This window comes from Sphingomonas aerolata (assembly GCF_003046295.1).
Lineage (GTDB): Bacteria > Pseudomonadota > Alphaproteobacteria > Sphingomonadales > Sphingomonadaceae > Sphingomonas > Sphingomonas aerolata.
Genome location: NZ_PZZN01000001.1, coordinates 18,694 through 31,950, shown reverse-complemented (window position 1 = coordinate 31,950; position 13,257 = coordinate 18,694). Strand labels below are relative to the sequence as shown.

General features: G+C 67.2%; 15 protein-coding genes. 4 read left to right on the top strand and 11 right to left on the bottom strand.

Features of this window, described 5'->3' with window-relative positions:
* Window positions 1–60: 60 nt before the first annotated feature.
* From trpS to secB, 3 genes are read right to left on the bottom strand one after another with little or no spacing between them, the layout of a single operon-like run.
* A complete protein-coding gene (gene trpS / locus C8J24_RS00155) occupies window positions 61–1,068 on the bottom strand; it encodes a tryptophan--tRNA ligase (protein WP_031394738.1) in 1,008 nt (335 codons plus the stop codon).
* 9 nt (window positions 1,069–1,077) lie between these two features.
* Window positions 1,078–2,643, bottom strand: coding sequence for a murein biosynthesis integral membrane protein MurJ (gene murJ / locus C8J24_RS00150; RefSeq protein ID WP_107929519.1), 1,566 nt, complete (start codon window positions 2,641–2,643; stop codon window positions 1,078–1,080).
* Between the two features lie 23 nt (window positions 2,644–2,666).
* The gene (secB, locus tag C8J24_RS00145) at window positions 2,667–3,176 is read right to left on the bottom strand and encodes a protein-export chaperone SecB (RefSeq protein WP_031394740.1); all 510 of its coding nucleotides are present in this window, start codon (window positions 3,174–3,176) and stop codon (window positions 2,667–2,669) included.
* A gap of 184 nt (window positions 3,177–3,360) precedes the next feature.
* On the opposite strand from secB, the gene C8J24_RS00140 reads away from it, so the two are divergent.
* Genes C8J24_RS00140 through C8J24_RS00130 form a run of 3 tightly spaced genes read left to right on the top strand, consistent with a single transcriptional unit; the run spans window position 3,361 to window position 5,934 of the window.
* The gene (locus C8J24_RS00140) at window positions 3,361–4,008 is read left to right on the top strand and encodes a Tim44/TimA family putative adaptor protein (protein ID WP_146163604.1); all 648 of its coding nucleotides are present in this window, start codon (window positions 3,361–3,363) and stop codon (window positions 4,006–4,008) included.
* Window positions 4,005–5,375 (top strand): murein transglycosylase A, encoded by a 1,371-nt coding sequence (gene mltA / locus C8J24_RS00135; protein ID WP_244180292.1) that lies wholly within the window; start codon window positions 4,005–4,007, stop codon window positions 5,373–5,375. The genes C8J24_RS00140 and mltA overlap by 4 nt, the downstream gene beginning before the upstream one ends.
* A complete protein-coding gene (locus tag C8J24_RS00130; protein WP_107929515.1) occupies window positions 5,350–5,934 on the top strand; it encodes a Smr/MutS family protein in 585 nt (194 codons plus the stop codon). Before mltA ends, C8J24_RS00130 begins: the two co-directional genes overlap by 26 nt.
* Before the next feature lie 9 nt (window positions 5,935–5,943).
* Here the strand turns inward: C8J24_RS00130 and dapE are convergent, their stop codons facing one another.
* The 8 genes from dapE to C8J24_RS00090 form a co-directional block, all read right to left on the bottom strand.
* Window positions 5,944–7,065 carry a succinyl-diaminopimelate desuccinylase gene (dapE, locus tag C8J24_RS00125; protein ID WP_107929513.1) on the bottom strand — a complete coding sequence of 374 codons (1,122 nt, stop codon included), beginning with the start codon at window positions 7,063–7,065 and terminating at the stop codon, window positions 5,944–5,946.
* Window positions 7,062–7,736, bottom strand: coding sequence for a glutathione S-transferase (locus C8J24_RS00120; RefSeq protein ID WP_107929510.1), 675 nt, complete (start codon window positions 7,734–7,736; stop codon window positions 7,062–7,064). The genes dapE and C8J24_RS00120 overlap by 4 nt, the downstream gene beginning before the upstream one ends.
* A 66-nt stretch (window positions 7,737–7,802) precedes the next feature.
* A complete protein-coding gene (gene yihA, locus C8J24_RS00115; RefSeq protein WP_107931334.1) occupies window positions 7,803–8,465 on the bottom strand; it encodes a ribosome biogenesis GTP-binding protein YihA/YsxC in 663 nt (220 codons plus the stop codon).
* Window positions 8,466–8,491: 26 nt separating this feature from the next.
* Window positions 8,492–10,201: a membrane protein insertase YidC gene (gene yidC, locus C8J24_RS00110; protein WP_107929508.1), complete on the bottom strand. Its 1,710-nt coding sequence runs from the start codon at window positions 10,199–10,201 to the stop codon at window positions 8,492–8,494.
* A complete protein-coding gene (gene yidD, locus C8J24_RS00105) occupies window positions 10,198–10,446 on the bottom strand; it encodes a membrane protein insertion efficiency factor YidD (protein ID WP_081874402.1) in 249 nt (82 codons plus the stop codon). Before yidD ends, yidC begins: the two co-directional genes overlap by 4 nt.
* Before the next feature lie 193 nt (window positions 10,447–10,639).
* Window positions 10,640–11,029, bottom strand: coding sequence for a ribonuclease P protein component (gene rnpA / locus C8J24_RS00100; protein WP_107929506.1), 390 nt, complete (start codon window positions 11,027–11,029; stop codon window positions 10,640–10,642).
* 32 nt (window positions 11,030–11,061) lie between these two features.
* Entirely contained in the window at window positions 11,062–11,196 is a 135-nt protein-coding gene (rpmH, locus tag C8J24_RS00095; protein WP_031393806.1) for a 50S ribosomal protein L34, read from the bottom strand.
* 87 nt (window positions 11,197–11,283) lie between these two features.
* The gene (locus C8J24_RS00090; RefSeq protein ID WP_244180288.1) at window positions 11,284–11,601 is read right to left on the bottom strand and encodes a hypothetical protein; all 318 of its coding nucleotides are present in this window, start codon (window positions 11,599–11,601) and stop codon (window positions 11,284–11,286) included.
* 137 nt (window positions 11,602–11,738) lie between these two features.
* On the opposite strand from C8J24_RS00090, the gene C8J24_RS00085 reads away from it, so the two are divergent.
* Window positions 11,739–13,247, top strand: a complete 1,509-nt coding sequence (locus C8J24_RS00085; RefSeq protein WP_107929502.1) for a YifB family Mg chelatase-like AAA ATPase — start codon at window positions 11,739–11,741, stop codon at window positions 13,245–13,247.
* Window positions 13,248–13,257: the final 10 nt, after the last annotated feature.

The following is a 13,257-nucleotide window of genomic DNA, read 5'->3' as shown; positions in this document are numbered from 1 at the left end:
GCCCTCGCGCCCCTCATCCCGATGACGGGGGGGGCTTCAGGGTAACGGGTGCAAGGCAGCCTAAACCTGCAACCCCATCGCATCCTGCGTCCGCTTCAGCACCGGCGCCGCCAGCGCGCGCGCCTTCTCCGCGCCGTCGCGCAGCACCGCGGTCACGGCGCTGCGATCGTCGAGCAGCCGCACCATCTCGTCACGAATCGGCCCGAGCTTGGCGACAGCCAGATCCGCGAGCGCCGGCTTGAACGCGCCGAAGCCCTTGCCGCCATATTCGCCCAGCACGGTCGCGACGTCGCTGTCCGCCAGCGCGGCATAAATCGTCAGCAGGTTGCGCGCCTCCGCCCGGTCGCCGAGCTCGTCGACGGTCGCGGGCAGCAGGTCGGGATCGGTCTTCGCCTTGCGGAACTTGTCCGCGATCGTGTCGTCGCTGTCGATCAGCTTGACCACCGACTGTTCGGACGGGTTCGACTTGGACATCTTCGCCGACGCATCGCGCAAGCTCATGATCCGCGGCGCCGCCTTGCTGATCAGCGGCGCGGGGAGCGTGAACAGGTCGACGCCGTAATCGCCGTTGAACTTGGTCGCGATGTCGCGCGCAAGCTCGAGATGCTGCTTCTGGTCCTCGCCGACCGGCACGTGGGTCGCATTGTAGAGCAGCACGTCCGCCGCCATCAGCACCGGGTAATCATACAGCCCGACGCTCGCGCCCTCGCGGTTCTTGCCCGCCTTGTCCTTGAACTGCGTCATGCGGTTCAGCCAGCCGACGCGCGCGACGGTGTTGAGCAGCCACGCCATCTCGCTGTGCGCGGGCACGCGCGCCTGGTTGAACAGGATCGACTTGGCCGGATCGACGCCCGCCGCGATCATCGTCGCGGCAACCTCGAGCGTGTGTGACGAGAGTTCGGCCGGCGCGATCCATTCGGTCGGCGCATGCAGGTCGGCGATGAAGAACATCGACTCCCCGCCCTGCGCGACGACGTCGTCCTGCAACGTCACCCATTGCTTCACCGCCCCCAGGTAATTGCCGAGATGGAGATTACCGGTGGGCTTGATGCCGGAGACGACGCGCATGGGAAAACCTTATTTGGAACGACGCAGGAGCGTGGAGATGTCGCCCAGCCGGAACGCGCCGGTGAGCAGGGTGGCGATCGCATAGACGACCCCGCCGGTCGCGACCAGCACGAGCATCGCACCCCAGCGCTCGGTCCCGCTGCCCGAGACGAACGGCTGGAACAGGTCGTTGAGGAAATACATCACGCCGCCCATGATCAGCGCGGCGACCAGCAGCCGCCACGTCCGCCGCACCAGCCGTGCATCGGGGATGAAATGCCCGCGACGGACGAGCGTCCGGTAGAGCATCGCGACGTTGACCGTGCTCGCGATCGCGGTGGCGAGCGGCGGGCCCATATGGCCGAGCGGCTTGATGAAGGCGAGGTTGAGGACGAGGTTCACGACCATCGACATCGTCGCATAACGCACCGGCGTCTTCGTGTCGGACCGCGCATAATAGCCCGGCGTCAGCACCTTCACGAGGATGTAGGACGGCAGCCCGATCGAGAAGGCGGCGAGCGCCTGCGCGGTCAGCTGGCTGTCCTCGAGCGCGAACTTGCCGTGCTGGAACAGCGCACCGACGATCGGCACGCCGCAGACGATCAGCGCCACCGTCGCGGGCAGCGTCAGGAACAGCGCGAGCTCCATGCCGCGGTTCTGCGTCGCCATCGCCTCCGTCTCCTCGCCGCGACCGAGCTGGCGCGAGATGGTGGGGAGCAGGACGGTGCCGAGCCCGATGCCGATCAGCCCGAGCGGCAGCTGGTTCAGCCGGTCCGCGAAATAGATGTACGAGACCGAACCCGCGGGCAGCAGCGCGGCGGCGAGTGCGGTCGAGACGACGAGGTTGATCTGTACCGCGCCCGCACCCGCGGCGGCGGGCCAGATCAGCGACATCAGCCGCTTTACCTCGGGATTGAGCTGGGGCCGCTTCAGCCGGAGCACGACGCCCGATCGGCGGCAGGCGTAGATCAGCCAGAGCAGCTGGAGCGCGCCCGACACCGTGACCGCGATCGCCTGGTTGCGCGCGGTCATCAGCGGCAGCCGCTCGTGGAACAGCAGCAGCGCGGCGATCAGCGTCGCGTTGAGCAGGATCGGCGCCGCGGCGTTGATCCAGAATTTATGCAGCGAATTGAGGATGCCGCCGAGCAGCGAGACGAGGCTGATCAGCAGCAGATAGGGCAACATGATCCGCGACAGGTGGACGACATAGGCGAAGCGCTCGGCGCTCGCCCCGTTGAACCCGAAGGTCAGCAGCCAGGTGACGGGCCAGGCGGCAAGCTCGAGCAGCACCGTCATGCCGATCAGCACCGGCAGCAAGACCGACAAGGCGTCCTCGGCAAAGGCGATGCCGTCGGGCAGGCCGCGGCCATCCTTGTCGCCGACCTTGCGGTTGAACATCGGGATGAATGCGGCCGAGAACGCGCCTTCCGCGAACAGCGCGCGGAACATGTTCGGGAGGCGAAACGCGATCAGATAAGCATCCGATGCGAACCCCGCGCCGACGAACCGCGCGAACAGCGAATCGCGCACCAGCCCCAGGATGCGGCTGGCGAGCGTCAGCCCGCCAACCGATCCCAGCGCCTTGGTCAGGTTCACCTATGCGCCCTCCGGTCTGGGCTTCACGCCTGGCCGAAATCGCCGACGTTCGGCTGGATGCCCTGCTGCTCCGACTGCTGGAGATAGAGCTGCGCGAAATCGATCGGCTCGAGCAGCAGCGGCGGGAAGCCGCCGTCACGCACCGCATCCGACAGCACGCGGCGCGCGAACGGGAAGAGCAGGCGCGGGGCCTCGCCCAGCAGGAAGGGCTGGACATGCTCGGCCGGGATGTTGCGCAGCCCGAACAGGCCCGCAAAGGACAGGTCGACGATGAAGGCGACCTGGCCGTCGGTCTCGGCGCGGACGTCGATCTTCAGCACGACCTCGTGCACCTCGTCGCCGACCTGCGCCGCGCCGATGTTGAACTGGACGTCGATCGCGGGCGGGGTCTGGTTCTGGTAGACTGCGGGCGCGTTGGGGTTCTCGAACGAGAGATCCTTGACATATTGCGAGATCAGGCCGGCGGCGGGCGCTTCGTCGGCACCATTGGCAAGCGGCTGATCCGCGATCGACATGCCGTTCTGGTCGTCCATGATCTGCGAATCCTTCGTATAAATGAGGTGGGACCGAAGCGGACGGGTCGCGCGTTCGTGTCTTGAGGCAGTGCGCGTAGCAGTGCCCGACGGGTGTTTCAACGGCTACGGATCCCACGGAATCCTAGGCGGGTTTGAAAAGAGACGCCGTTGCCCTATGTTGGGACGAAGATCGGAGGCACGGTTGTTTTACGTAGTACTTCTCGCGATGGTCGCAGGGTTCCTGGCGATGCGTCTTTATAGCGTGCTCGGAAAGCGGACCGGTCATGAACAGCAGCCCCTGCCGCGTGCGGCAGAGGAGCGGTCCATACCCGTCACGATCCCGCGCACGATCGATGCGGCCGCCGAACAGCGGACGATCGCGAACCGCAACATCGACGCGCGCGCCGAACCCGGCCTGCGCTCGATCATCGCCGTCGAGCCCGGCTTCGACGTCAACCAGTTCCTCGAAGGCGCGCAGGCGGCTTATCGCATGACGCTGGAGGCCTTCTGGAAGGGTGACGCTGATACGCTCACTGATCTGGCCGAGGACGATGTCCGCACCGCGTTCGTCGAGGCGATCGCGGCGCGCGAGGCGGCTGGCGAGACGCTCGACAATCGTCTGGTGACGATCGAACGCGCGGTGATCGCCGACGCGTCGGTCTCGGGCCGTGAAGCCCGCATCTCGGTGCGCTTCGATGCCGACATCGCCGCGATCACGCGCAACGAGGCGGGCGAAGTCATCGCCGGGTCACTGACCGACGCGGTCGAGACGCATGACATCTGGACGTTCGTCCGGACGCTCAAGAGCGCCGGTCCGAACTGGAAGCTCGCGGACACCGACGAGGCGTGACGCGCGCGATCAGGGGGATTGGCGGTTCGTTCGCGCTGGCCCTGGCCGTCAGCGGGTGCGTCAGCGGTGTCGCGGCACCGACCGACCGCCCGTCCTCGCCGGGCACCGCATCGCCGGCGGCCACCGCCGGAAAGCCGTCACGGGGTCAATTTACCCCAAACAGTGACAACATTCGCAACATTCGCGGCATCCAGATACCCGCCCGCATTGTTGGGGCGGTACCGCTGGCTGCCGTTCCCGTCGCACCGCCTCTGCCCGGTGCGCTCGCCCCGGTCAGCGCGGTCACGGCCGGCGTAACGCTGGGGCCGTCGCTCGCAACGCTGCCGATCAGCGATGCGCAGGCCGAGGCCGCACGTCTGGCCTTCGTCACGAGCTGCCCCGGCTTGCAGCGTCGTTCCGACCAGTCGGGGCTGACCCGCGGTCCCGATTGGCAACCCGCCTGCGCCGCGGCACAGGCGACCGGGCCCGGTGGCGCGCGCGCATTCTTCACCCAGTGGTTCGAGGCGGTGCAGGTCGGCGACGGCAAGGCCTTCGCAACGGGCTATTACGAGCCCGAGATCGCCGGCTCGCTCGAACGCCGCGACGGCTATGCCCCGGTCTATGGGCGCCCGCGCGATCTGATCGACGTCGATCTCGGCGCCTTTTCGACATCGTTGAAAGGCAAGAAGATCCGCGGCCGCGTGTCGGGCTCGAACTTCATTCCCTATTATGACCGCACCGCGATCGAGCAGGGCGCGCTTGCCGACACCGCGCCGATCCTCGCCTGGGCGAAGGATCCGGTCGAGCTCTTCTTCCTCCAGATCCAGGGGTCGGGGCGGCTGCGCCTGCCCGACGGGTCGATCCTGCGGATCGGCTACGACACGCAGAACGGCCGCGATTATACCGGCATCGGCGCGCTGATGAAGACGCGCGGGTTGTTGCAGCCCGGCCAGACGTCGATGCAGGGCATCGTGCGGTGGCTCCACGATCACCCCGTCGAGGGGCAGGCGATCATGCGCGAGAACAAGAGCTTCGTGTTCTTCCGCGAACTCGACGGCGCGCCGCAGGGTGCGATGGGCTATCCGGTGACCGGGCAGGTCAGCGCGGCGGCGGACGTCAAGTTCGTGCCGCTCGGCGCGCCCGTGATCCTGTCGCTCGACCGGCAGGATGCGACCGGCCTGTGGATCGTCCAGGATACCGGTGGCGCGATCAAGGGCAGCAACCGGTTCGACACCTTCTGGGGTGCCGGCGCCGCTGCCGAGGCGACCGCTGGCGGCATGGCGGGGCGCGGCACCGCGTTCCTTCTGCTCCCGATCGGCACCACCGCACGGCTGAACGCCGCAACCGCGAACGGGGCGCGCTATGACGGGTCGTCCGCTCAACCCTGACGAGGCGCATCTCTGGGCGCGCGTGATGCAGACCGTGCGACCAATGCGCGCGGTCCCCAAGCTCGTGCCCCCGGTCGCGCCGGTGGCCGCGCCCGTCGCGACGACGCGCAAGGTGAAGCCAACCAAGGGCATCCGCCTGCCAACGCTTCCGCCCCCACCCGGCGCTGCGCCGCTGAAGGCGGCCGCGCGGACCTTGTCGCCGGCCAACACGCTCGACGGTGGCTGGGATAAAAGGCTGTTGCGCGGCGCGGTCAGTCCCGACAGTTCGATCGACCTTCACGGGCACACGCTCGCCTCCGCGCATGCGATCCTCGACACCGGCCTGTCCCGCGCGATCGCCCGTGGCGACCGCGTGCTGTTGCTGGTGACGGGCAAGCCGCCGCGCCCCGAAAGCGAACGGCCGCACGCCCGCGGCGCGATCCGTGCAGCAGTCATCGACTGGCTGTCGATCTCGCGTCACGCCGGCGGTATCGTCGCGGTCCGCGGCGCGCATCCCCGGCACGGCGGGGCAGGGGCGCTCTACATCATCCTGCGTCGCAGCCGCGAACTGGGCGGCTGACACGATGGGTTATCCGCGCTCGATCGCACGCACGATGACATCGGCATAGATGTCGGTCAGGCGGTACAGGTCCTCGACCGCAACCGCCTCGTCTACCTTGTGCATCGTCGCATTGATCAGCCCGAATTCGACCACCGGGCACAGCTTCGCCAGAAACCGCGCGTCGGACGTGCCGCCCGTCGTCGACAGGTCGGGAACGACCCCCGTCACCGCCGTGATCGCGTCGGACACCAGCGTCGACAGCGGCCCGGGCGTCGTCAGGAAGGCTTCACCCGACACGCGGCCGGTAACGATCGCTGCGGAATCATGACGTGCCGCCAGTGCGGCGATCCGGGCGATGAGCGCGTCGCCGCTATGCGTGTCGTTGAACCGGATGCTGAGCCGCGCCGACGCTGCGGCCGGGATGACGTTATGCGCGGGATTGCCGACCGCGATATCGGTGACCTCGATGTTCGACGGCTGGAACCAGGCATTGCCCTGGTCGAGCGCGACGGTCTCGATCTCGGCGAGGATCGCCACCAGCCGTGGGATCGGGTTGTCGGCAAGGTGCGGATAGGCGACGTGACCCTGCCGCCCGGGGACGCTGATCCAGATATTGACCGAGCCGCGCCGGCCGATCTTGATCGTGTCGCCGAGCGCGGCGGTGGAGGTCGGCTCGCCGACGATGCACTGGTCGGGACGGATGCCCCGTGACGCCATCCGGTCGATCAGCGCGCGCGTCCCGAAGGTGGCAGGACCTTCCTCGTCCCCGGTGATGATCAGTGACACGGTGCCCGCGTCGGTCCGGCTGGCGGCAGCGGCAAAGGCGGCGATCGCGCCCTTCATGTCGACCGCGCCGCGCCCGTAGAGCAGGCCGTCGCGAACCTCCGCCGACCAGGGCGAGCCCTGCCACCCCTCGCCCGGGGGGACGACGTCGAGATGCCCTGCAAATGCCAGGTGTGGCCCCGATCCGGTCCGGACCGCGAGCATGTTCTCGACCGGACCGTCGGGCGCTTCGCCGATCGTGAAGCGGTCGACGTCAAAGCCGATCGGCGTCAGCGCCGCCTCCAGCACGTCGAACACGCGGCCCCGCGCCGGCGTGACGCTGTCCTCGGCCAGCAGCGCCTGCGCCAGCGCCAACGGATCGATCACCGCAGCGCGCTCGGTGCCGGCTGCTCATATTGTTCGATCACCCAGTCCTCTTCCTGCGCACCGGCGATCCAGTCCTGCATGAAGGGGTGGTCGAACATCGCCTGCATATAGCCCTGCGCGAACCGGGCGATCGGCAACTGATAGGTGACGATCCGCGTGACGACGGGCGCGTACATGATGTCGGCCGCGCCGAACGTCCCGAACAGGAAATCGCCGCCACCCCCAAAGCGCGCGCGCGCCTGAGCCCAGAGCTCCATGATCCTCTGAAGATCGACCAGGACATCGTCGTCGGGGCGCTGTGCCGGGAAGATCTGACGGACGTTCATGCTGTGCTTCTTGCGCAGCGCAGCGAAGCTCGAATGCATTTCGGCCGCCATCGAGCGGGCCATCGCGCGTGCCGCCTCGTCGTCGGGCCAGAACCGGTCGCGACCGACCTTGTCGGCAAGATAGTCGACGATCGCGAGACTATCCCAGACGACCGCCTCGCCATCCCACAGGATCGGCACCTTGCCCGACGAGGGGGCGAACTCATCGCCCTGGCGCCGCTTTTCCCATTCCGCATCGTAGAGCGGGACGACGACCTCGTCGAAGGGCAGCCCGGACTGCTTGCAGGCGAGCCAGCCGCGTAGCGACCAGGAGGAATAGGCCTTGTTGCCGATGACGAGTTTCATGGCCCGGGGACTAGCGGGCGGGAGCGGCGAGGGCAATCTCTGCCGGCCTCGCCGGATGCACGGGCGTCAGCTGACGGCTTCGACGACCGCCGCGCGCAGTTCGGGGATGCCCATGCCGTACTCACTCGACGTCACGAGGATGTCGGGATGCGCGGCGGGGCGCTTGCGGGCCTCGGCCGCGGTGCGCTCGGTGACCTCGACGAGTTCCGATGCCTTGATCTTGTCCGCCTTGGTCAGCACCATGCGATAGCTGACCGCAGCCTTGTCGAGCATCTCGAGGATCTCGCGGTCGACGTCCTTGATGCCGTGGCGCGAGTCGATCAGCACGAGCGCGCGCTTGAGCACGTCGCGGCCGCGAAGGAAATCGTTGATCAGGAACCGCCACTTCTTGACGACGTCCTTGGGCGCCTTGGCAAAGCCATAGCCGGGCATGTCGACGAGGCGGAAGGCGAGCGGCGCGCCGACTTCGAAGAAGTTCAGTTCCTGCGTGCGTCCGGGCGTGTTCGATGTACGCGCCATCGAATTGCGCCCGGTCAGCGCATTGAGCAGCGACGACTTGCCGACGTTCGACCGCCCGGCAAACGCCACCTCCGGCACCGACGCATCGGGCAGGAATTCGAGCGTCGGTGCCGATTTCAGGAAGCCGACATGGCCGGCGAACAGCTTGCGCGCGTGCTCGAGCTGCTCCGCGGTGAACGGCGCGTCGGTCCGCTCGAGATCGGGACCCAGATTCGGGGCGGCGGTCGGAAGGTCGTTCACTTGGTCACCGGTGCTTGCAGGCCCGGATGCCGGGCGTAGAGGAGCTTCTGCTGAAGGATCGTCAGGCAGTTCGACGTGATCCAGTAGACCTGAAGACCGACGGCGAACGGCGCCATCACGAACATCAGCACCCAGGGCAGCAGTTTGAAGACCTGCTTCTGCGTGTCGTCCATCGGCGTCGGGTTCAGCTTGAACTGGAAGTACATGCTGATGCCGAGGATGATCGGGACGATGCCGATCGCGATCATGTGCGGCGGGGTGAACGGCAACAGACCGAACAGGTTGAGCGGCGTCAGCGGATCAGGCGCGGACAGATCCTTGATCCACGCGACGAACGGCTGGTGACGCATTTCAATCGTCAGCATCAGCACCTTGTACAGCGCGTACATGATCGGGATCTGGAGCAGCGTCGGCGCGCAACCCGCGAGCGGGTTGACCTTCTCCGCCTTGTACAGCGCCATGACCTCCTGCTGCATGCGGACCTTGTCGTCCTTGTACTTCTCCTGCAGCGCCTTCGTCTTGGGCTGAACCGCGCGCATCGCGGCCATCGACTTGAACTGGCGCTGCGCGATCGGGAAGAGCAGGCCGCGGATCGTCACCGTCAGCAGGATGATCGCCACGCCGAAATTGCCGACCGTGCGGTACAGCCAGTCGAGATAATAGAAGATCGGCTTCTCGACGATCCGGAACCAGCCCCAGTCGATCGCATAATCGAGCTTGGCGACGCCGCCCGCCTGATCCGTATAGCGATCGAGCAGCCGGACCTCCTTCGCGCCTGCAAAGAAGCGCGACGTCTGGGTCACCGCCTGGCCGGGGGCGACGAGCTTGGGCTGCAGCGCATAGTCCGCCTGATAGGCCTTGTTGGCGCCCGCGCGGAACTGGCCGTCAAACGCCTGGCCCTGGTCGGGAACGAGCGCGGTCAGCCAGTATTTGTCGGTGAAGCCGAGCCAGCCGCCGGTGGTCGTGAACTTCTGCGGTGCCTCGTCGATGTCGTCATAGTTCGGACGGTAATGCGCGCCGCCATTGTCGACCGACATCGGCCCGACGTGGATCGTCATCGACGACGGATCCTTGGAGATGCCGACACGGTTGACGAGGCCATAGGTGGCAACGGGGACGGGCGCGGTGCCAGCGTTGAGCACGGTCTGGCGGACCGTGAACATGTAATCGCCGTCGACCGCGATCTGGATGCGGAAGCGCTGGCCCGTGGCGTTGGTCGCATCGAGCGTGACCGGAGTCGTCGGCGTCAGCGTCGTCGCGCCCGACGCAGTCCAGACGGCGTCAGCGGCAGGCGGAGCAAGCCCCTGCGCGCGCCAGCCGAAGCTCGCGAAATAGGCGTCGGGTGCACCGGCCGGTGAAAGCAGACGGATCGGCGGAGAATCCTTCGCGACGGTCTCGTCATAGCCCTTGAGAACGAGATCATCGATCCGCGCACCCTTCAGGTTGATCGAGCCGGACACCCGCGGGGTTTCGATACGGACGCGCGGCGTCTCGGCGATGACCGCGGCGCGATCGCGCACTGCGGCGGCACCATCGGCGGCCGGATCGGCGGCGGGGTTCGCGACGGGCTTGGTCTTGCCGCCTTCGATTTTCGTCACCGGTGGATTGGCCGTCGGGAAGAATTTGCCCTGGATCATCGGCCATCCGAACAGGATGAGCGCCGCGATAACCGCGAACAGCACGAAATTCTGCTTGTCGTCTTTCACAGGGCGGCGTCTTTCAATTTCTCAGGCTTCAGCTCTGGGACTGGGTCGGGTCCGTACCCGCCCCAAGGATGGCAGCGCGCGATGCGCTTCGCCGCCAACCAGCCCCCCTTGCGCGCGCCATAGCGCCCAACGGCCTCGATTGCATAGGCGGAACAGGAAGGATCGTAGCGACAGCTAGACGGCAGGACCAGCGAAGGACCGAGTTGCCAGCCGCGCGCGACGAGGATGAGGAGGCGGGCTAGCACGACGGCACACGCGACCGCTGATCCCATCGTGTCCTTGCGAAAGCGACGGTCCAGGCTAGGTTCCCGCCTTCGCAGGAGAACAACAAGCGGGGCAATGCCACACGTCGTGCGCCGAGCAATCCGTAGCCAGGCACCACCCCGGCGGAGGCCGGGGCCCAATTGGGGGCGCCAAGTAACGAATGGCGGTGCGTCGTCACGGGCGATTTGCCATTTGGCCCCCGGCCTTCGCCGGGGTGGTGGCATGGTCTGGCGCAATAACAGCCGCATGTGGAGCGACCTTCTTCAACGCCTTGCCGAGCTCGGTTCGCAACAGCGCGTAATCACGCTCGATGCCGCCATTGCGCCCGATCAGCACGTGATCGGCGCCAGCGACACCGCGTTCCGCCAACAGTTCACGCGCCAAAGCCCGCAACCGCCGTTTCATGCGGTTACGGACGACGGCGTTGCCAATCTTCTTGGTGACGGTGAAGCCGATTCGCATCGTCTCGTCACCGTCATCGCGGGGGCGCATGAGCAGGACGAATCCCGGCATCGGTGCACGCTTCCCCGAATTCGCCGCGAGAAAGTCGCAGCGTTTCGACATGATCGTCAGGCCGGCATCGCCGGCCGCGACGGTCAGGCCGACAGCTTCTTGCGACCGCGGGCGCGGCGGGCGTGGATCACTGCCCGGCCGCCGACCGTGGCCATCCGTGCGCGGAAGCCGTGACGGCGTGCACGTACCAGGTTGCTCGGCTGAAAGGTCCGCTTCATTGGTCATTCCCTAGGTCATCAAATAGAAAACGGCCGCCACGGGGACGGCCTTGATGGGTGGGCGCTTAGGCAAACTAGGGGGACAAGTCAATTCGCCCGCTCCGTCTTGGCCGAATCGATCCGCTGCGAAACCGCAGCGGCACGATCACGGGCGTGCCGTCGCAACGCGCTGCGCCGGCGCATCATCCGGTCGACGAAATGGCCACCCCGCGGCCAGCGGCGCTTCAGCCGGCCCCAGCGTCGCCGTGCCCGTGGCGAGTTGCGCAGCACCAGGACCATGCCGCCGGCAAATACGAAGACGCCCGCCGGTCCGGGCACCGGTGTCAGCAGGGGGGCGGCAAGGATCATCATCCCGCCGCACAGCAGCTTGACGAGGCGATAGGTCGAGGAGCGGACGGCGTTCACGCGAGGCATTTGGGACCGGTGTGTTAGATTGGCAAGACGGCACCGTGCCGCCTGCCATTGCCCAAAGGTCAAATCCGGTATGAATAGGGCGTGACGGTGGCGATCCGCCATGACGAGCGACGCGGCGGGGGATTTTCATGGCGGCGATCGTGTCGACAGTGGCGTATCTGGGGCTGGAAGCGCGCGCCGTCGAAGTACAAGTCCAGCTGATTCCGGGGCTTCCTGCGTTCAACCTCGTCGGGCTGGCGGACAAGGCGGTCGGCGAGAGCCGCGAGCGGGTCCGCGGTGCGATCGCGGGGATGGGGCTGGCATTGCCGCCGAAACGGATCGCGGTGAACCTGTCGCCGGCCGATCTGCCAAAAGAAGGATCGCATTTCGATCTTCCTGTCGCGCTCGCATTGCTGGCGGCGATGGGCGTGATCGATGCGGAAATGCTCGCCGATTATGTCGTCGTCGGCGAGCTCGGCCTCGATGCGCGGATCACCGCGTCGCCCGGTGTCCTGCTCGCCGCGCTGCATGCGTCGAACGAGGGCAAGGGGCTGATCTGCCCGGCCTCGCAAGGATCGGAAGCGGCCTGGGCCGGGTCGATCGAGGTGGTTGCCGCGCCCGACCTGCTCGCGCTGATCAACCATTTCAAAGGCCATGGCCTGCTGCGCGCGCCCCAGCCTGGCGAGGTCGATGTCGCGCCGGCCGGGCCTGACCTTGCGCAGGTTCGCGGGCAGGAGACCGCCAAGCGCGCACTGGAGGTCGCTGCGGCGGGTGGGCACAATCTGCTGATGTGTGGTCCGCCGGGGTCGGGCAAATCGCTGATGGCGGCGTGCCTGCCGGGGATCCTGCCGCCGCTCGACCCCGCCGAGGCGCTCGAAGTGTCGATGGTCCAGTCAGTGGCAGGCGCGTTGTCGGGGGGACGGCTGACTCGAACCCGCCCGTTCCGCAGCCCGCATCATTCGGCGTCGATGGCTGCGCTGACCGGGGGAGGGCTGAAGGTGAAGCCCGGGGAGGTCAGCCTGGCGCATCTGGGTGTGCTGTTCCTTGACGAATTGCCCGAGTTCCAGCGGGCGGTACTCGATTCGCTGCGCCAGCCGCTTGAGACGGGAACGATCAGCGTCGCGCGCGCCAATGCGCATGTGACCTTCCCCGCGCGCGTCCAGCTGATCGCGGCGATGAACCCGTGTCGTTGCGGTCATCTCGGCGATGCCGGCCTCGCCTGTGCGCGGGCACCGCGCTGTGCCGCGGACTATCAAGCGAAGGTGTCGGGGCCGCTGCTCGACCGAATCGACCTGCACATCGATGTGGCAGCGGTCACGGCGGCGGATCTTGTCCTGCCCCAGGCCGGCGAGGGATCGGCAGCGGTGGCAGTGCGAGTGGCCGCCGCCCGCAGGGTGCAGACGGAGCGCTATCGTGATCATCCCGTGCGGACAAATGCCGAGGCGGACGGCCCGTTGCTCGAATCGGTCGCTACCCCCGATGCGCCAGGACAGCGTCTGCTAGTGCAGGCGGCAGAGGCTATGCGGCTGACCGCGCGGGGTTATACCCGGATACTGCGCGTCGCGCGGACGATCGCGGATCTGGCCGGCGCCGATCACGTGGCGCGTATCCATGTCGCGGAAGCGCTGAGCTATCGCCGCCGTCCGCCAACCAATTGACGCATGTTTT

Bases quoted from the DNA above. Each gene is read 5' to 3' on its own strand.
- trpS (WP_031394738.1), bottom strand. From the start codon at position 1,068: ATGCGCGTCGTCTCCGGCATCAAGCCCACCGGTAATCTCCATCTCGGC.
- C8J24_RS00130 (WP_107929515.1), top strand. From the start codon at position 5,350: ATGACGGGTCGTCCGCTCAACCCTGACGAGGCGCATCTCTGGGCGCGC.
- C8J24_RS00085 (WP_107929502.1), top strand. From the start codon at position 11,739: ATGGCGGCGATCGTGTCGACAGTGGCGTATCTGGGGCTGGAAGCGCGC.
- rpmH (WP_031393806.1), bottom strand. From the start codon at position 11,196: ATGAAGCGGACCTTTCAGCCGAGCAACCTGGTACGTGCACGCCGTCAC.
- rnpA (WP_107929506.1), bottom strand. From the start codon at position 11,029: ATGTCGAAACGCTGCGACTTTCTCGCGGCGAATTCGGGGAAGCGTGCA.
- C8J24_RS00120 (WP_107929510.1), bottom strand. From the start codon at position 7,736: ATGAAACTCGTCATCGGCAACAAGGCCTATTCCTCCTGGTCGCTACGC.
- secB (WP_031394740.1), bottom strand. From the start codon at position 3,176: ATGGACGACCAGAACGGCATGTCGATCGCGGATCAGCCGCTTGCCAAT.